Source organism: Streptomyces sp. JLBG701 (genome assembly GCF_058544905.1).
On the sequence record NZ_CM178588.1, the window covers coordinates 9,985,822 to 10,003,423 of the forward strand.

The 17,602-nt window shown below is 70.8% G+C and carries 19 protein-coding genes; 15 read left to right on the top strand and 4 right to left on the bottom strand.

Annotated features, from left to right (window positions below; genetic code table 11):
* The first annotated feature begins 22 nt into the window (after positions 1–22).
* Genes AC5DRG_RS45600 through AC5DRG_RS45610 form a run of 3 tightly spaced genes read left to right on the top strand, consistent with a single transcriptional unit; the run spans position 23 to position 3,184 of the window.
* The gene (locus tag AC5DRG_RS45600) at positions 23–1,006 is read left to right on the top strand and encodes a glycine betaine ABC transporter substrate-binding protein (protein WP_491806074.1); all 984 of its coding nucleotides are present in this window, start codon (positions 23–25) and stop codon (positions 1,004–1,006) included.
* Positions 1,007–1,011: 5 nt separating this feature from the next.
* Positions 1,012–2,274, top strand: a complete 1,263-nt coding sequence (locus tag AC5DRG_RS45605; RefSeq protein WP_491806076.1) for a quaternary amine ABC transporter ATP-binding protein — start codon at positions 1,012–1,014, stop codon at positions 2,272–2,274.
* Entirely contained in the window at positions 2,264–3,184 is a 921-nt protein-coding gene (locus AC5DRG_RS45610; protein WP_491806078.1) for an ABC transporter permease, read from the top strand. Before AC5DRG_RS45605 ends, AC5DRG_RS45610 begins: the two co-directional genes overlap by 11 nt.
* 6 nt (positions 3,185–3,190) lie before the next feature.
* Here the strand turns inward: AC5DRG_RS45610 and AC5DRG_RS45615 are convergent, their stop codons facing one another.
* From AC5DRG_RS45615 to AC5DRG_RS45625, 3 genes are read right to left on the bottom strand one after another with little or no spacing between them, the layout of a single operon-like run.
* Positions 3,191–4,159, bottom strand: coding sequence for a quinone oxidoreductase family protein (locus tag AC5DRG_RS45615; RefSeq protein WP_491806080.1), 969 nt, complete (start codon positions 4,157–4,159; stop codon positions 3,191–3,193).
* Complete coding sequence (locus AC5DRG_RS45620) at positions 4,156–4,977, bottom strand: ABC transporter permease (protein WP_491806082.1); 822 nt, start codon at positions 4,975–4,977, stop codon at positions 4,156–4,158. Before AC5DRG_RS45620 ends, AC5DRG_RS45615 begins: the two co-directional genes overlap by 4 nt.
* A complete protein-coding gene (locus tag AC5DRG_RS45625; protein WP_491806083.1) occupies positions 4,974–5,846 on the bottom strand; it encodes an ABC transporter ATP-binding protein in 873 nt (290 codons plus the stop codon). The genes AC5DRG_RS45620 and AC5DRG_RS45625 overlap by 4 nt, the downstream gene beginning before the upstream one ends.
* A 225-nt stretch (positions 5,847–6,071) precedes the next feature.
* On the opposite strand from AC5DRG_RS45625, the gene AC5DRG_RS45630 reads away from it, so the two are divergent.
* The 7 genes from AC5DRG_RS45630 to AC5DRG_RS45660 all read left to right on the top strand — a co-directional run bounded on the left by AC5DRG_RS45630 (position 6,072) and on the right by AC5DRG_RS45660 (position 12,398).
* Positions 6,072–7,289: an aromatic ring-hydroxylating oxygenase subunit alpha gene (locus tag AC5DRG_RS45630; protein ID WP_491806085.1), complete on the top strand. Its 1,218-nt coding sequence runs from the start codon at positions 6,072–6,074 to the stop codon at positions 7,287–7,289.
* A gap of 114 nt (positions 7,290–7,403) precedes the next feature.
* The gene (locus tag AC5DRG_RS45635; RefSeq protein WP_491806087.1) at positions 7,404–8,717 is read left to right on the top strand and encodes a M20 family metallopeptidase; all 1,314 of its coding nucleotides are present in this window, start codon (positions 7,404–7,406) and stop codon (positions 8,715–8,717) included.
* On the top strand, positions 8,714–9,673 hold the full coding sequence (locus AC5DRG_RS45640) for a DODA-type extradiol aromatic ring-opening family dioxygenase (RefSeq protein ID WP_491806088.1): 960 nt from the start codon (positions 8,714–8,716) through the stop codon (positions 9,671–9,673). Before AC5DRG_RS45635 ends, AC5DRG_RS45640 begins: the two co-directional genes overlap by 4 nt.
* Positions 9,670–10,530 (top strand): alpha/beta fold hydrolase, encoded by an 861-nt coding sequence (locus AC5DRG_RS45645; RefSeq protein ID WP_491806090.1) that lies wholly within the window; start codon positions 9,670–9,672, stop codon positions 10,528–10,530. The genes AC5DRG_RS45640 and AC5DRG_RS45645 overlap by 4 nt, the downstream gene beginning before the upstream one ends.
* Positions 10,531–10,648: 118 nt before the next feature.
* A complete protein-coding gene (locus AC5DRG_RS45650) occupies positions 10,649–11,434 on the top strand; it encodes an IclR family transcriptional regulator (RefSeq protein ID WP_491806092.1) in 786 nt (261 codons plus the stop codon).
* Positions 11,431–11,979 (top strand): FAS1-like dehydratase domain-containing protein, encoded by a 549-nt coding sequence (locus AC5DRG_RS45655; protein ID WP_491806094.1) that lies wholly within the window; start codon positions 11,431–11,433, stop codon positions 11,977–11,979. The genes AC5DRG_RS45650 and AC5DRG_RS45655 overlap by 4 nt, the downstream gene beginning before the upstream one ends.
* A complete protein-coding gene (locus tag AC5DRG_RS45660) occupies positions 11,976–12,398 on the top strand; it encodes a hotdog family protein (protein ID WP_491806096.1) in 423 nt (140 codons plus the stop codon). Before AC5DRG_RS45655 ends, AC5DRG_RS45660 begins: the two co-directional genes overlap by 4 nt.
* Here the strand turns inward: AC5DRG_RS45660 and AC5DRG_RS45665 are convergent.
* Complete coding sequence (locus tag AC5DRG_RS45665) at positions 12,367–13,350, bottom strand: ABC transporter substrate-binding protein (RefSeq protein ID WP_491806097.1); 984 nt, start codon at positions 13,348–13,350, stop codon at positions 12,367–12,369. The genes AC5DRG_RS45660 and AC5DRG_RS45665 overlap by 32 nt on opposite strands.
* A gap of 135 nt (positions 13,351–13,485) precedes the next feature.
* Between AC5DRG_RS45665 and AC5DRG_RS45670 the strand changes: the two genes are divergently transcribed.
* From AC5DRG_RS45670 to dmpG, 5 genes are read left to right on the top strand one after another with little or no spacing between them, the layout of a single operon-like run.
* A complete protein-coding gene (locus AC5DRG_RS45670; protein WP_491806099.1) occupies positions 13,486–14,508 on the top strand; it encodes an NAD(P)/FAD-dependent oxidoreductase in 1,023 nt (340 codons plus the stop codon).
* A 1-nt stretch (position 14,509) separates the two neighbouring features.
* The gene (gene fdxA / locus AC5DRG_RS45675) at positions 14,510–14,830 is read left to right on the top strand and encodes a ferredoxin (protein ID WP_491806101.1); all 321 of its coding nucleotides are present in this window, start codon (positions 14,510–14,512) and stop codon (positions 14,828–14,830) included.
* On the top strand, positions 14,827–15,627 hold the full coding sequence (gene mhpD, locus AC5DRG_RS45680) for a 2-keto-4-pentenoate hydratase (protein ID WP_491806102.1): 801 nt from the start codon (positions 14,827–14,829) through the stop codon (positions 15,625–15,627). Before fdxA ends, mhpD begins: the two co-directional genes overlap by 4 nt.
* Positions 15,624–16,568, top strand: coding sequence for an acetaldehyde dehydrogenase (acetylating) (locus AC5DRG_RS45685; protein ID WP_491806104.1), 945 nt, complete (start codon positions 15,624–15,626; stop codon positions 16,566–16,568). The genes mhpD and AC5DRG_RS45685 overlap by 4 nt, the downstream gene beginning before the upstream one ends.
* Positions 16,565–17,581: a 4-hydroxy-2-oxovalerate aldolase gene (gene dmpG / locus AC5DRG_RS45690; protein WP_491806105.1), complete on the top strand. Its 1,017-nt coding sequence runs from the start codon at positions 16,565–16,567 to the stop codon at positions 17,579–17,581. The genes AC5DRG_RS45685 and dmpG overlap by 4 nt, the downstream gene beginning before the upstream one ends.
* Positions 17,582–17,602: the final 21 nt, after the last annotated feature.

Below are 17,602 nucleotides of genomic sequence, written 5' to 3' on the forward strand. Positions count from 1 at the left end.
GTCCTGACAGGAGATCCCTCCCATGCTCCCCATCCGTATGCGTATCCGTCCTCGCCGCCACAGCGGCGCTCTCGCCCTGACCCTCGCCCTCCTCGTGCCGCCGCTGCTCGCGGGCTGCGGCAGCGGCGACTCCGACTCCTTCGGCTCCGCCGGCGGCGGATCGCACTCCGTCCGCCTCGTCCAACAACCCTGGGCCGACCTCGTCGTCGAGAACCAGATCACCTCCGACATCCTCACCAAGCTCGGCTACGACCCCTCCGTCCAGGACGTCGCGGTCCCGCTCGGCGCCCAGGCGCTGTCCACCGGCAAGGCGGACGCCTACCTCGGCAACTGGTGGCCGTCGCAGAAGAGCGTGTACGGCAGCCTGATCGACAAGGGGTCGGTGGCGGTGGCGGGCACGCTGCTCACCGGCACGCAGTACGCGCCCGGCATCCCGGGGGCGACGGCGAAGAAGCTGGGCATCACCTCTCTGGCGGACCTCGCGGCTCACGGCGACGACTTCGACCACGAGATCCTCGGCATCGAGCCGGGTTCGCCCGGCAACCAGTACATCCTCGACGCGATCAAGAAGAACGCGTACGGGCTGGGCGAGTGGAAGCTGGTCCAGAGCAGCACCGAGGCCATGCTCGCCGAGGTCACCCGCCGGGTCGCCAAGAACGAACCCGTCGTCTTCCTGGCCTGGCGGCCGCACTGGATGGTGGTGAAATGGAAGGTGACCTTCCTGGCCGACCCCCAGCACGTCTGGCCCGGCGCCGGCCAGATCCGGGTCCTCACCCGGTCCGGCCTGAAGAAGGACGACCCGAACCTGGCCCGCCTCCTCTCCCAGATCACCATCGACTCGGCGACGGCGTCGGCCTGGATCGACGCCTACGACAACAAGAAGCAGTCCGCCGAGAAGATCGCCTCGTCGTGGATGGCCGCCCATCCGGAGGCCGTCGAGAAGTGGCTGGCCGGCGTTGAGACGGTGAGCGGCGAGGACGGCGCCGCCGCGGTGGTCGGGAGCTGAGCGCCATGAGCACAGGACTCCCCACGACCCGGATCCCGCCCATGGACACGCCCACGGCGCCGTCCGCGGTGATGATCGAGGGCTCTGGCCTGAGCAAGGTGTACGGGCTTCCCGACCGTCGGGCGGCGGCGCTGCTCGGCGATGGGCCCACGCCCATAAACGTCCCCGCGGCCGTCACCGCCGCCGGGGGCACCCTCGCCGTGCACGACGTCGCGTTCACCGTGGGCCGGGGTGAACTCTTCGTCATCATGGGCCTGTCCGGCTCCGGCAAGTCGACGCTGCTGCGGATGATCAACCGCCTCGTGGAGCCGTCGTCCGGGACGCTGGAGATCGACGGCGCCGACGTGACCGGCATGGACCCGGCAGACCTGCGGGAACTGCGGAACCACCGGATCAGCATGGTGTTCCAGCACTTCGCGCTGCTGCCGCACCGCACCGTCCGGGAGAACGCCGCGTACGGGCTCCAGATCCGGCATGTCCCGGCGAAGGAGCGGCTGGAGCGGGCCGACGCGGCGCTGCACCAGGTGGGCCTCGGCAACCACGGCGACGCGCGTCCCCACCAACTCTCCGGCGGCATGCGCCAACGGGTCGGCCTGGCACGGGCGTTGGCGACCGACGCCGACATCCTGCTGATGGACGAGCCGTTCAGCGCACTGGACCCGCTGATCAAACGGAACATGCAGGACCTGCTGTTGCGGCTCCAGGCGGAGCACCGCCGCACCGTCGTCTTCGTCACCCACGACCTCAACGAGGCCATGCGGATCGGCAACCGGATCATGGTGATGAAGGACGGCCGCGTCGTCCAGTGCGGCACCGGTCCGGAGATCATCTCCTCGCCCGCGGACGACTACGTGAGCGAATTCGTGTCCGACGTCGACCGCTCCCGTGTACTGACGGCCGGGGCGGTTCTGCGGCCCGCGCTGCTCACCGCGCACGTCCACGAGACACCCGCGGACGTGCTGGAACGGCTGGCGAACGCGGAGGCCAACGGCGTCTTCGTGCTCGACGAGGACGGGCTGCTGCTAGGCGTGGCCCGGGACCAGGACCTCGCCACCGCACTGCGGGACGGCGAGGAGGATCTCACCGGGCAGGTGCGCGACGCGTACCACACGGTGTCGCCGGACCAGCCGCTGGCCGACTTCCTGCACCTCGCGGGCCGGAGCATCGTCCCGGTCGCGGTGGTGGACGCCGGGCGACTGCTCGGCGTCGTACCCAAGGCGGCCCTGCTGTCCGCTCTCGCCCAGCCGAGGAGGAACGATGATGCCTAGGATCCCGGTCGGGGACTACGTCAACGACGTCATCCAGTTCCTCCTCAACCACCTCGGCGGAGTCTTCGACGGCCTGTCGTCGGCGGTGACCTCCGTGGTGAACGCGGTGTACTGGATCCTCCACACGCCACCTTCCGCGGTGCTGATCCCGGTCTTCGCCGTCATCGCGTGGCTGGCGACCCGGCGCCCGCAGCTCGTGCTGTTCACCGTCCTGGCGTTCCTGCTCGTCGACTCCATGGAACTGTGGACAGCCACGATGCAGACCCTCACCATCGTGCTGATCTCCGGGACGGCGGCCGTGGCCATCGGCGTACCGATCGGGGTGTGGACGGCCACCAGCGACCGGGCGGGCGCGGCGGCGCGGCCGGTGCTGGACTTCATGCAGACGCTGCCTGTGTTCGTGTACCTCATCCCGTCCGTCTTCTTCTTCGGCATCGGCGTCGTGCCCGGCACCGTTTCGACGATGATCTTCGCACTGCCGCCCGCGGTCCGGCTGACCGAACTCGGCATCCGCCAGGTCGACTCGGAGATCGTGGAAGCGGCGCACGCGTTCGGTTCCCGGCCGCGACAGGTGCTACGACAGGTTCAGTTCCCGCTCGCGATGCCGTCGATCATGGCCGGCGTCAACCAGGTGATCATGCTGGCGCTGTCCATGGTCGTCATCGCCGGAATGGTGGGCGCGGGCGGCCTCGGCGAGGTCGTGGTGCGCGGTGTGACCCAGCTCGACGTCGGGGCCGGGTTCGAGGGCGGGCTGTCGGTGGTGGCCCTGGCGATCTTCCTGGACCGCGTCACCGGTGGCCTCGGAACGCCGGGATTCCGTGTCCCGAGGCTGCCGTTCCGCCGCCGCCCCGGTGGCGTCGCCGACGGCGAGGCGGGTTCCGGGGCCGTGGCGGTGCGGGCCACGGCCTAGGCCCCGTCAGCTCAGATCGAGGACGACCCGGCCGAGCGCCTCCCCCGTCCGCAGCCGGGCCACCGCCTCGGCCAGCCGGTCGGGGGAGTGGCGCTCGATCGGCAACGTCAGTTCTCCCGCGCTCAGTTCGGCCAGCAGCCGTTCCGTGTCCGCGGCGACCTCCCGGCCGCGCGTCATCAGGTTCACGGGCAGCAACGACACGTCGGCCAGCAGGAAGTCCGCGAGGTCCACGCCGAACTCGCGGCCCGCGGTGTAGCCGACGAGAACGGCGCGTCCGCGCGGGCGCACCAGGTCGAGGGCGTCCCGCAGCACGGGTCCGCCTACGGTGTCGATGAGCGCGTCGACCTGCCCGCCCACCGTCTCCGGGGACAGCTCGGCCGCCAGCACGGCCTTGGCGGGCGCGGGCACGTGATCGAGCTTCGCCGGACGCCCGACCACCCCGATCACCTCAGCCCCGGCCCGCGCGGCGACCTGCACCGTCAGGGCGCCCACCGCGCCCGCCGCCCCGGTCACCAGGACCCGCTCTCCCGGCCGCACGGCGGCGACGGAGTGCACGGCCGCCCAGGCCGTGCCGGCCGGAGAGAAGAAACCGCACGCCAGCGCGGGGTCCGTGCCTTCGGGCACCGCCACCACGGCCGCGTCCGGCACCACGGCGTGTTCGGCCCAGCAGCCGTCCCGGCGCAACCCGACACCCTTGCCGTTGACCCTGATCAGGCTGCCCTCGGGATGGGTGTCCGAGGCCAGGACGATCCCGCTCCCGTTGGTGCCGGGGACCACCGGAAGATCGGGGAGGATCCCGAACTTCCCGTCCACGATGTTGAGATCGAGGTGACCCACCTGCGCGGCCAGCATCCGTACGACGGTGTGGCCGGGCAGGTGCGCGGGCACGGGCCGCTCGACCAGTCGGGGGAGGGAGCCGAACCCCTCCAGGACCAGGGCACGTGACGTGCCGCCACTCGCGTGTTCGCCGCTCACAGCTTCACTCCGTATCGACGCAGGACACGGGACGCGACGATCCGCAGCACGCGGTCGAAGACGAACCCGAGGATGCCCAGGGTGATGATCCCGACGAAGACCCAGTCGATGCGGCCGTAGTTGCGGGAGGTCCAGATCAGCGAGCCGAGCCCGACCTGGGCCGCGACGATCTCCGCGGACACGATGGTCAGGAAGCTGTTGCCCATCGCGAGCCGCGCCCCGGTGACGATGTGCGGCACCGTCGAGGGCAGCACGATCCGGGTCAGGACCTGCCGGCGGCCCGCGCCCAGGCTGGCGGCGGCCCGCAGTTTCGACTCGCTCACCGACATCACCCCGGCGCTGGTGTTCAGGATGACGATGAAGACCGACGTGTAGAAGATCAGGACGACCTTCGACGACTCGCCGATGCCCAGCCACACCACCGCCAGGGTCACGAACGCGACCGGCGGGATGAACCGGAAGAACTCGATGTACGGCTCCAGGAGTTGCCGCACGATCCGGATCTGCCCCACGAGCAGCCCCGCCGGTACACCCACCAGCAGCCCGAGTCCCCAGCCGATCAGGATGCGGCGGCTGGAGGCGATGACCGAGTTGGTGAGGGTTCCGTCGCGCGCGAGATCGCCGGCCGCGGACAGGGTCTCGCGCGGGGAGGCGACGAGCGAGGGGCCGTAGTGCATCGCCAGCAACTGCCAGACGGCGACGCCGAGTAGGACGGACACGGCGTACAGGCCGATCGTGCGCAGCCGCTGCCGGGCGGCCCCCACCGTGCGGCGCTCGGTGCGCGGCTTCGGCGCGGTGTCGACGGTCATGGTCGTCATCGGTCCTCCTCGGGGCCGAGTGCGGGGCCGACGCCGACATCCGGGTCGAGCCCCTGGTCGCGCAGCGCCTTGCGCACCTCTTCGCCGATGTCCTCGCGCAGGCTGTGGCGCAGCGCGGCGGCCGACGGGTCGGTCACGTCCCGGGGCCTGGGCAGGTCCACCGGGTAGACGGACTTGATCGACGCGGCCGGGCCCGTGGTCATCACGGCGATCCGGTCGGCGAGGAGGATCGCCTCGTCGATGTCGTGCGTGACGAACACGACGGTGCAACCGGAGACGCGCCGGATGCGGTCCATCTCCTCCTGCATCACCTGCCGGGTCTGCGCGTCCAGCGCCCCGAACGGCTCGTCCATCAGCACCACGCTCGGCCGGTTGGCCAGCACCCGCGCGATCTGCACGCGCTGCCGCATACCACCCGACAACTGGCCGGGGAACCGGTCGGCGCAGTGCCGCAGCCCGACAAGACCCAGATACTCGTCGGCCAGCGCCGCCTGTTCGGCCCGGGACCGGCCGCGCATCCGGGGCCCGAACGCCACGTTCTGACGGACCGTCAGCCAGTCGAAGAGCGCCTCGCTGCTCTGGAACACCATCCCGAGTTCCGGGTCAGGACCTGTCACCGGGGCGCCGTCCACGGTGAGGCGGCCCGAGTGCGGTTCGACGAACCCGGCCAGCGCGGACAGCAGGGTGGACTTGCCGCAGCCGCTCGGCCCGAGCAGGCAGAGGAACTCTCCGGCGGCGATGTCGAGGGAGACGTCCCGTACGGCGTGAAAGGAGCCGAACCGGATGTCGACCCCTTCGACAGAGACGGCCGCACCACGCCTGCCGTCTGTCGCGGCGGACGTCGGTTCGGCCTCGATGGCCTTCGTCATCACGATCCCTTCAGGTCATCGGCGGGGCGTGGGCCCGGGGAGGTCGAAACCGTAGAACGGTGCGCCGCGTGCGCGCACGGCTGCGGGTCCGCTGAGCGGGACGCTAACCGAACGTGCCGGTGCGATTCCCCGGCGGTCTGTTCAGCGGAACGGGTCCGTTGGCGGGCTCGACGGGAGCGCCGATGCTCGACGCCATGTTCCGACGGCGGCAGGAGGTCACGCACGATGACGACGGGTGAAGGCTCGATCGTCCCCAAGAGGACGGGCCGGACAGGGCGTACGACGGGACAGCCCGGCCGGCAGGACTGGTCGACATGGCCCCACTACGACGCCGCGGCCGCCGGCTTCCGCGGGTATTGGTACCCGGTCACCTGGTCCAGTCACATCACGGGCGACCCGCTCCCGTTCACGATCTGCGGCGAGAAGATCACGCTGATCCGGGACGCCGGCCAGGCGTACGCGCTCCACAACCGCTGCCCGCACCGCGGCGTACCCCTCTCCGAGGGCAACCAGCAGTTCCCCGGCACCGTCAGCTGCCCGTACCACGGCTGGACGTTCGACCTGCCCACCGGCAAGCTGTCCGCGGTCATCACCGACGGGCCCGGCTGCCGCCTCACCGGCAAGGTCGAGGTGCGGACGTACCCCGTCGAGGAGCGGCTCGGCATGGTGTGGGTGTACATCCCCCTCGCCGACGAGGCACCCCACCCCATCGACGAACAGCTGCCGGAGGAACTCGTCTCCAACGCCTTCGTGATGGGCGGCCGGATCGAACCCCGCGGCGGCAACTGGCGTTTCGCCTGCGAGAACGGCTTCGACGAGGGCCATGCCAAGTACCTGCACCGCACGGCACTTTGGCGGCTCTTCAAGCCGATGCCCACCTGGAACATCACCCGGATCGTGCCCAAGGGCCGCTGGATCTTCCGGGTCCAGGACGAGGTCCACTGGGAGGCCGACTTCCCCGGCGTCGGCCATTGGTCCAACAAGCGCTGGTGGAAGACCCGGCCGCCGAAGGAGACCTTCAACATCGGCAATACCGGCAAGCCGGACCAGGTCGACCCGGTCATCGAGGCCCAGGAGTTCCCCGGCTTCGCGTCCCTGGCGATGCCCGGCATCCTGCGCATCGCCTACCCCAACTTCATCCACTACGAGTTCTACGTCCCCGTCGACGCCGACCATCACCGCTACGTCGGTGTGATGGTCAACTTCACCGAGGGCTGGGACACCCTCCGCTTCTACGCCAAGTACCTGGGCGCGATCCGCTGGTTGTTCCACGGCCAGTTCTCCGGCCAGGACGCCTGGATGGTCGACGTCACCGACGCACCCCCGGAGAAGCTCTACCGCCCCGACATCTCGCTGACCGCCTGGCGGAACCTCAGCGAGGAGGAGTACGGCAAGAAGCTGGCCGCGGTAGGCGCGAACACCCCGACCGAGAACGGAGCCTGAGATGGGCCGCACCCTGCTCACCCTGCTGGCCGGGGCCGCGATCGCCATCGGGCTCCCCCTGGCCAGGAAGCGCTTCGCGCGCACCACGATGACCCAGGTTCACAGGATCCACCAGTGAACGGTCTCAAGGGTCTGGACGAGCGGCGCGGCGCCTGGATCACGGAAGCCTGGCGCCACGTCACCGAAGACCGCCTGCGCGAGCTGATCACGGGCCTGGTCGACATCCCTAGCCCGACCGGCGACGAGGGCCCGCTGGCCCGGCACATCGCCGAGACGCTCTCAACCTCCGGGCTGCGTGCGGAAGTTCAACCGCTGGACGACCGCCAGGCCAACGCCTGGGCCCGCCTCGACGGCGACGGCACCGGCCCCGACCTCATGCTCTACGCGCCGATCGACACCCTCACCGTGGGGGAGGAGAGCGAGGATCTCCCGTGGATCGGCCCGGAGTTGAGGGACGACATGCGCCCGCAGGCCACCGTCTACGACGACCTGGTCACCGGCCTCGGCGCCTCCAACCCGAAGGGCCACGCGGCGTGCGTGATGATGGCCGCCGAGGCGATCGCCCGCGCCGGCATCCCGCTCACCGGCGACCTGGTCGCGGCGTTCGGCGCGGGCGGCATGCCCACCAACGCCAGGCCGGGCAGCGGGAGGCTCAACACCGGTCAGGGCGCGGGCTGTTCGTTCCTCCTGGAGCAGGGCGTGTGGACCGACTACGCGGTCATCGCCAAGCCCGGCTGGACGGTCTCCTGGGACGAGGTCGGCCTCGTCTGGTTCGAGGTCACCGTCCGCGGCACGCACACCTACGTCGGCTCCCGCCACCGCCTCCCCTACGACAACCCCATCGCCCGTGCCGGCGAGGTCGTCCGGTACCTGGAGGAGTGGTTCGCCGAGTACGCCGAGCGCCACGCCGACGGCACGGTCGCCCCGCAGGGCATCGTCTCCTCGATACGCGGCGGCTGGCCACGCATGGCGGCGGTCACCCCGGCCGCCTGCACCCTCAGGGTGGACCTGCGGATCGGCCCGGACATGACGCCGATGCGGGCCAAGCGGGAGTTCCTCGCCGCCCTCGACAAGCTGGACGGCGTGAGCGCCGAGATGATCCTGGCCATCCCCGGCACCCGGACCGACCCGGAGAGCTGGATCCGCCGTTCCGCGACCGCCGCCTGGGAGGCCTTCGAAGGCCGCGAGCACGAGGTGATCCGCGGCAACAGCGGCGCCACCGACGCCAACATCCTGCGCGGGCGCGGCATCCCGACCGTACGGGTCGGCATGCCGAAGGTTCCGCAGGACGAGGCCCCCTTCGAGATCGACTTCGCGCGAGGCATGAACACCGTCTCCGTACGGGCCATGGAGAAACTGACGCGCCATCTGGTCCGTACGGCGCTCGACACCGTCACCCGGACACGCGCGGAAGTGGAGGCATCATGACCGAGATCGTCCTGGGCATCGGTGCGTCGCACAGCACCCTGATGAACACCCACTGGGAGCAGACCCTCCACAAGGACCGCGCCGAACGCTTCCGCGACGCGCTCGCCGAAGCACGCGACCAACTGGCCGCAACCCGCCCCGACACGGTGATCCTCGTCGGCTCCAACCACTTCCGCGGCTTCTGGCTGGACCTCATCCCGAGCTTCACCATGGGGGTGGGGGAGTGCGTCGCGAGCGGCGAGTCCGGCACTCCCAAGGGCCCGCAACCGGTGGATGTGCCGCTCGCCCGCCACATCGCCAACTCCCTTGTGGAGAGCGGCCGTTTCGACGCGGCCTTCTCCGCCCGCCTGCAGATCGACCACGGCCAGTCGCACGCGATCCAGTACCTCCTCGAAGGCCTGGACGTGGAACTCGTACCGATCGTGATCAACGTATTCGCCCACCCGCTGCCGACCCTGGAACGCTGCGAACGACTCGGGCGGGCGATCCGTGAGGCCGTACTCGCCTTCCCCGACGACCGCCGCGTCGCCGTCATCGGCTCCGGCGGGCTCTCGCACCGCCTGCCCTGGCCGGACTGGCGCGAACCGCACGGCGACGACGAGGAGTTCATGGTCGGCGCCTGGCTCGACGGACGCGAGAACTGGCAGGACTACGACGTCCGCCGCCGCGAGATCATCCGCGCCGCCGAGGCCGCGCTCAACCCCGAGTGGGACGAGGAGTTCCTGTCCCTCGTCGAACGCGGCGAGACCCACCGCGTCACCGGCCTCACCACCGGGGAACTGGAGAAGACGGCCGGCAACGGCGCCCAGGAGATCCGCACCTGGCTGCTGATGTCGGCCCTGCTCGACCACGCCCCCGGCCGACGCCTGGCGTACGAGCCGATGCCCGAGTGGCTCACCGGAATGGCCGTCGCCGTCCTGGACCCCGTACACACGCAGACCGAGAGGAAGTCATGAGCATCTGGACCGAACTGTCGGGCATCGACTACCGGCACGCCTATGTCGAGACCGGCGGCTTCAGGACCCGTGCCCTGCAGGCGGGCCCCGAGGACGGCGAGCACGTCGTGTTCCTGCACGGCACGACCGGCCACCTGGAGGCGTTCGTCCGCAACATCCCGGCGCACGCCTCGGCCGGCTACCGCTGCCACGCCATCGACATGCTCGGCCACGGCTACACCGGCAAGCCGGACCGGCCCGGCGAAATCCCGGCCTACGTCGAGCACTTGATGTCCTACCTGGACGCCGTCGGCGCCGAACGCGCCCACCTGGTCGGCGAGTCACTGGGCGGCTGGGTGGGGTCGTGGGCCGCGAGCGAGTACCCGGACCGGGTCGCCTCCCTGCAACTCCTCTGCATGGGCGGCACGAAGATCAACCCCAAGGTCATGGAACGGCTGAAGACCTCGACGCGGGCCGCCGCCATGGAGGACGACATCTCCTTCACCCGGGAGCGGCTGCGGCTGCTGTGGGCCGAGTGGGACGAGGACCTCGGCGAGGAGCTGACCCGGGTGCGCTACGAGATCTACCACCACCCCGACTTCCGGCGGAACCTGCACAACCTGCTGGCGCTGCAGGAACCCGAGGCGCGCGAGCGCAACCTGCTCCGCCCGGACAGGATGGCCCGCATCAAGGCCCCGACCCTCGTCGTCTGGGGCAACAAGAACCCGCTCGGCGACGTCCCGGAGGCCGAGGCGATCGCCGCCGCGATTCCCGGGGCCCGTCTTGAGGTGTTCAACGAGTGCGGGCACTGGCCGCAGCACGAGAAGGCGGACCTCTACAACCCGCTCAGCCTGGCGTTTCTGGCCGAGGCCGCGTGACACCGCGCCGGCCCCGGTTCCGGGTCACCTCGATTTAACCGCTCCCACCATGGCCGTGAACCAGGTGTACGTGCTTCCGTTCTCCGGAGGACCACGCACAGACCGGGAGGTTCGTCCCATGACCGTCACCACGGTCGGCCTCGCCGACACCACACCCGCAGCACTCGCTCCCGACCCGATGAACTCGGTCCTCGGCAAGGTCAGACCCATTCTGGAGGCGTTCACCGCCGAGGACGACGGTCTCTCCCTCGCCGAGCTGGTCCGCCGGACCGGCGTGGCCAAGGCCACCGTGCACCGGCTCGCGCAGGAACTCGTCGTCTGGGGGCTCCTGGAGCGGGCGGGCTGCGACTACCGGCTCGGCCTGCGCCTGTTCGAGATGGGGCAGCGCGTGCACCGGCAGCGGATCCTGCGCGAGGTGGCCCAGCCGTACATGGAGGACCTCCTGCTGGCCACACAGGAGACGATCCACTTCGCCATCCACGACAGCCTCGACGTCGTCTACCTGGAGAAACTCTTCCCGCACCGCGGACTGAACGAGGAGTCCCGGGTGGCGGGCCGGCTTCCGCTGTACTGCACGGCCACCGGCAAGGCGATCCTGGCCTTCTCCCCGCCCGCCCTGTTCGCCGAGGTGGTGAGGAACGGCCTCAAGCCCTTCACCCGGCACACGGTCACCTCGCCGGGGCGGCTGCGCATGCAGCTGGAGCGGATCCGGACGGAGCGGATCGCCACCGAGGCCGAGGAGATCCGGCTCGGCTACACGAGCATGGCCGTGCCCGTCTTCACCCGCCAGAACACGCTCGTGGGCGCACTGTCGATCACCGCGCCGACGTATCGGATGGATCCCCCGGGCCATGCCGTCGCCCTGCGCGCCGCGGCCCTCGGCATCAGCCGGTCACTGCGGTGAGCGCGGCACTGGACGAGGTGCTCGCCAGAGCCCGGAAGCTGATCGGGGAGTGGGAGAGCGAGGACTGCGGCGTCCTGGCCGTCAAGGACTTCTGCCGGTACGCGGCCTCCCTCAACGACGACGACTACATCCGCCGCGCCCGTGCACGGGAGGCCGCCGGAGAGCCCGTAGTCGCCCCGCCGCTCTTTCTCGCCGGGACGCTGAGCTGGCAGGACGGCCCGACCGAGGCCGCGCTGCAACGCGACGGACTCGCCGCCCGGGAAGCCCCCTGCACCGACGGACTGCCGGTACGCCACGTGCACGGCGGCCAGTCGGTCCGCCTGGGCGCCACCCCGGTCGCGGGCACCCGGATCACCGCGACCCGGGCCATCACCTCGGCCGACCACCGCAGCGGCAGGTCCGGGGAGTTCGTCCTGCTCGGCATCACCACCCGCTTCATCGCGGAGGAGGGAGAGGAACTCATGGCCATGGACGAGACTGTCGTCGTACTCGACCTGCCCGACGCACTCGCCGACAGCGACGCGGACAGCGGAGCCGCCGCGTGAGCGCCCCCGCCGCCGGGCAGATCTGCCCGCCGCGCACCTACTCCCACAGCCGAGTGCAGCTGTTCCGGTTCAGCGCCGTGTCCTGGAACTCCCACCGGATCCACTACGACGCCGAGTTCGCCGCCTCCGAGGGCTTCCCGGACGTCGTCGTACAGTCCACCCTGCACGGCGAGACGCTCGCCCGGCTCGCCCTCGACTGGGCCGGGCCCGAGGCCGAGTTGGCGTCGGTGAGCTGGCGCAACCGGGCCACCGCCGTGGCCGGGGAGCCGCTCACCTGGACCGCGACGGTGCGCGCGGTCGAGCCCGGCGCCGACGGGGCCCGGGTGACGCTGGACGTCAGCGTCCTCAAGGACGACGACGTGCCCTGCGTCACCGGGCACGTCGAACTCACGTGGCGTGCTGCTCGTACCAGCCCTTGAGCAGGCTGGTCTTCAGGTCCGGTGACTTCTTGAGCAGCTTCTGCTTGAGGAAGAAGTCGACGATCTTCTTCGACTCGGTGAGGTCCGAGTCGTTGATGCCGCGCGCGGCGAAGGTGATCTCCGGCAGGACCTTGACCGTCTGGTCCTCGGGCAGCTTGACCTGCGCGTTGGAGGCCTTCGCCGCGGCGGCGGGATCGTCGGTGACGATCTTGTCGGCCTCGGCGACCACCTTGAAGATCTTGCCGGCGACCTCCTCGTTGTCCTTGAGCCAGCTCTCGTCGGCCAGCAGCCACTGCACGTACTTCACCCCGAAGTCGCCGATACGCCCGGCGATGTGGCCGCCCGCCGCGTCGCCACGGGCCGCCCACGGCTCGTAGAGGATGTAGGCGTCGATCGAGCCCTGCTCCAGCAGGCCGGGGATCTCCGGTGCCGAACTCTCCACGATCTTCACGGAGTTGGGGTCGATGTCGTTGTGCAGCAGATACCGGTGCGTCGAGTACAGGCCGAGGCCGCCGATCGACGCCATGGTCTTGATCTGCTTCGGGGAGTCGATGCCGTCGCGCAGGACGACCTTGAGGTAGCGGTCCGAGGACTGGAAGACGCCCAGGGCGCGCAGATCGGGGTTGGTCACCATCAGCGGGAGGGCGGTGGAGTCGGAGTTGAGCCCGATCTGCGCGGTGCCCGCCGTCACGGCCTCGGACGCCGCCGGGCCGCCCTCGGTCTTGACCAGCTCGACGTTGACGCCCGCCTTCTCGAACATGCCGCGCTCGACGGCCAGATAGAGGGGGGCGTACGAGGCGTCGACACCGAGGGCGAGGCGCACGGTCGGTTTGCCCGCCGCCGAGACTCCCGTCGAGTCGGTGGACCCGGCCGTACAGGCCGTGGTGAGGACCAGCGCCGCGCAGGCGATGGTCAGGGTGCTCCTGGAACTGATGCTGGCCGCTGTCGGCATGTCCGCACTCCCGGTGCCGGAAAACTGGTGCCGCCGACGTTCCCAGCGCGGTGCCCCGTCCGATAAGCGCGACGTCCTGCTCACCGGAACGATCCCGTGGGGCCGGGCCGCGGACCGCTCCTAGTCTCCGGGCCCATGAGCGTTCTTACCGACGTGCCGGCGAGCACGGACGATTCGCGCACGATCGAGACGGACATCCTGATCATCGGCGCCGGACCCGCGGGCCTGTACGGCGCCTACTACGCGGGCTTCCGGGGCCTTCGCGTGACGGTCATGGACGTACTGCCCCAGTGCGGCGGCCAGATCAGCGCGATGTACCCGGAGAAGCCGATCTTCGACATCGCCGGCTTCCCGGCGGTACGCGGCCGCGACCTGGTGGCCAACCTCGTCGCCCAGGCCGCCCCCTACCGCCCGCGCTACCTGCTCGGCGAACGGGCGGTGGAGCTGATCCACGGCCCCGACGGCCGTCCGGTCGTACGCGGTGACGGCGGGACCACGGTCCGGGCCGGTGCGGTCGTCATCACCGGCGGCGTGGGGACGTTCACGCCCCGGCCGCTCCCGGCGGGGGAGGAGTACCTCGGCCGCGGGCAGGTCTACTTCGTACCGGACCCCGCCGCCCACACCGGCCACGACATCGTGGTCGTCGGCGGCGGCGACAGCGCCTTCGACTGGGCCGCGACCCTTGCCCCGCTCGCCCGCTCCGTCCGGCTGGTCCACCGCACCGGCCGCTTCCGCGCTCACCACGCGAGCGTGGCGAAGGTCCGCGCCCTCGGCATCGAGATCATCACCGACTCCGAGGTGAGCGCCCTGCACGGCACCTCACACGTCGAACGGGCCGAGGTCCGCCACCGCACCACCGGGGCCACCCGACTGCTCCCGGCCCGCACCGTCGTCGCCGCGCTCGGCTTCATCGCCGACCTCGGCCCCCTCACCGACTGGGGGCTCTCGCTCCAGGCCCGCCGGATCGCCGTGGACACCCGGATGGCCACCAACCTGCCCCGCGTCTACGCCGCCGGGGACATCACCGACTACCCGGGCAAGGTGCGGCTCATCTCCGTCGGCTTCGGCGAGGTCGCCACCGCCGTCAACAACGCCGCCACCGCCATCGACCCGGACGCGGCCCTGTTCCCCGGGCACTCGACCGAGAAGGAGAACTGACATGGCCTACGTCATCGGCCCTGCCTGTGTCGACATCATGGACCGTTCCTGTGTCGAGGAATGCCCGGTCGACTGCATCTACGAGGGTGAGCGCAAGCTCTACATCAACCCGGCCGAGTGCATCGACTGCGGCGCCTGCGAGACGGCCTGCCCCGAACAGGCCATCGCCGTCGACCGACTGGCCGACGCCGAGCACCGGGCCGACAACCGCCGCTTCTTCGACGAACCCCTGCCCGGCCGTGACACCCCCCTGGGCTCGCCGGGCGGAGCGAGCGCGTTCGGGCCCGTGGGCGCCGACACGGCTCTGGTCGGCTCCCGATGAGCGCCCCGGAGGTGACCAAGGCGGCCGACGCGCTGGCGGAGGCCGCACGGACCAACACCGTGTGCCCGCCCGTGCGTTCACTGCTCGCCGAGGGGGACGTCGAGGCGGCGTACGCGGTGCAGCGGCTGAACGTGGAGCGCGGGGTGGCGGCCGGGCGGCGGATCGTGGGCCGGAAGATCGGGCTGACCTCGCCCGCCGTACAGGCTCAACTCGGCGTCGACCGGCCCGACTTCGGGACCCTCTTCGCGGACATGGCCGTCCCGGACGGCGGAACCGTCTCCCTGCGGCGCTTGATGCAGCCCAAGGTGGAGGCGGAGGTCGCGCTCGTGCTCGGCGCCGAACTGCCGCACCGGGACTGCACGGTGGCCGATGTCATCCGCGCGACGGACTTCGCGCTGCCCGCACTGGAGATCGTGGACAGCCGGATCGCCGGCTGGGACATCACCATCGTGGACACCGTCGCCGACAACGCCTCCAGCGGCCTGTTCGTGCTGGGCGGTACGCCCGTGCCGCTGGCCGAGCTGGATCTGCGGGGCGTGCGGATGACGATGACGCGGGAGGGCGAGCCGGCGAGCGAGGGCACGGGCGCGGACTGCCTGGGCGGGCCGCTGAACGCCGCCGTGTGGCTCGCCTCGACGCTGGCCGGCATGGGGGATCCGCTGCGGGCCGGGGACGTGGTGCTGACCGGGGCACTGGGGCCGATGGCCGTGGCGGCGCCGGGGGACCGGTTCGAGGCGCGCATCAGTCAACTCGGCCGGGTCTCGGTCGAGTTCGGGACGGAAGGGGATCTCACGTGAGCACCCGCACGAAGGTGGCGGTGGTCGGCTCCGGGAACATCGGCACCGATCTGATGATCAAGGTACTGCGGCTGTCGGAGCGCCTGGAGATGGCGGCGATGGCCGGGATCGACCCGGACTCCGACGGCCTGGCCCGCGCCCGCCGCCTGAAGGTGGCCACGACGCACGAGGGCATCGACGGCCTGGTCGCGATGGACGAGTTCGCCGACGTGTCGATCGTCTTCGACGCCACCTCCGCCGGCGCCCACCGCCGCCACGACGAAGTACTCCGCGCCCTGGGCCGTACGGTCGTCGACCTCACCCCGGCCGCCCTCGGCCCGTACGTGGTCCCGCCGGTCAACGCCGACGCCCACCTGGACAGCCGGAACGTCAACATGGTGACCTGCGGCGGCCAGGCCACGATCCCGATCGTCGCCGCCGTGTCGGCCGTAACTCCCGTGCACTACGCGGAGATCGTCGCCTCCATCGCCTCGCGTTCGGCGGGCCCGGGCACCCGGGCGAACATCGACGAGTTCACCGAGACGACCGCGGCGGCCATCGAGCGGGTCGGCGGTGCCCGGCGCGGGAAGGCGATCATCGTGCTCAACCCGGCCGAACCCCCGCTGATCATGCGGGACACGGTGCACTGCCTGGTCTCGGAGTGCGACGAGGAGGCGGTCACCGCCTCCGTCGAGGCGATGGTGGAACGCGTACAGGCGTATGTGCCGGGCTACCGCCTGAAGCAGCAGGTGCAGTTCGAACGGGTCGGCGCGGACGATCCGCTGCGGATGCTGGTGCCGGTCGGCACCCGGCCGTTGCAGGTGTCGGTGTTCCTGGAGGTCGAGGGCGCCGCCCACTACCTGCCGGCCTACGCCGGCAACCTCGACATCATGACCTCGGCCGCCCTGATCACCGCGGAACGCCTGGCAGACCGCCGCACCCGACAGGAGGCCTCGGCATGACCACCGACCTCTACGTCCAGGACGTCACCCTGAGGGACGGCATGCACGCCGTCCGGCACCGCTACACCGTCGACCAGGCCCGCACCATCGCCGCCGCCCTGGACACGGCAGGTGTGCGCGCCATCGAGGTCTCCCACGGCGACGGCCTGTCCGGCTCCAGCATCACCTACGGCGTCGGCGCCCACACCGACTGGGAGTGGATCGAGGCGGTGGTGGACTCCGTACGGCACGCGATCCCCACGACCCTCCTGCTGCCGGGCATCGGCACGGTCCAGGACCTCAAACAGGCCCACTCACTAGGCATCCGCTCGGTGCGCGTCGCCACCCACTGCACCGAGGCCGACATCTCCGCCCAGCACATTGCCGCCGCACGCGAGTTGGACATGGACGTCGCCGGATTCCTGATGATGTCCCACCTGGCCGAACCGGCCGAACTCGCCCGCCAGGCCCGGCTGATGGAGTCCTACGGCGCCCACTGCGTGTACGTCACCGACTCCGGCGGCCGGCTCACCATGGAGGGCGTACGCGACCGCTTCCGCGCCTACCGCGAAGTCCTCTCCCCGGACACCGAGTTGGGCATCCACGCCCACCACAACCTGGGCCTGGGCATCGCCAACAGCGTGGTCGCCGTGGAGTGCGGCGTCACCCGCGTCGACGCCTCCCTCGCCGGACAGGGCGCGGGAGCGGGCAACTGTCCCCTGGAGGCCTTCGTCGCGGTGGCCGATCTGACGGACTGGCAGCACGGCTGCGACCTGTTCGCGCTGATGGACGCCGCCGACGATCTCGTACGACCGCTGCAGGACCGCCCCGTCCAGGTCGACCGCGAGACCCTCACCCTCGGCTACGCCGGGGTCTACTCCAGCTTCCTGCGCCACGCCGAGACCGCCGCGGCCCGCCACGGACTCGACACCCGCGCCATCCTCGTCGAGGTCGGCCGGCGCGGCATGGTCGGCGGCCAGGAAGACATGATCACGGACGTCGCCCTGGACCTCGCGGCACGAGCCCGCACTTGACGCCATGTCTCCCGCTTCACG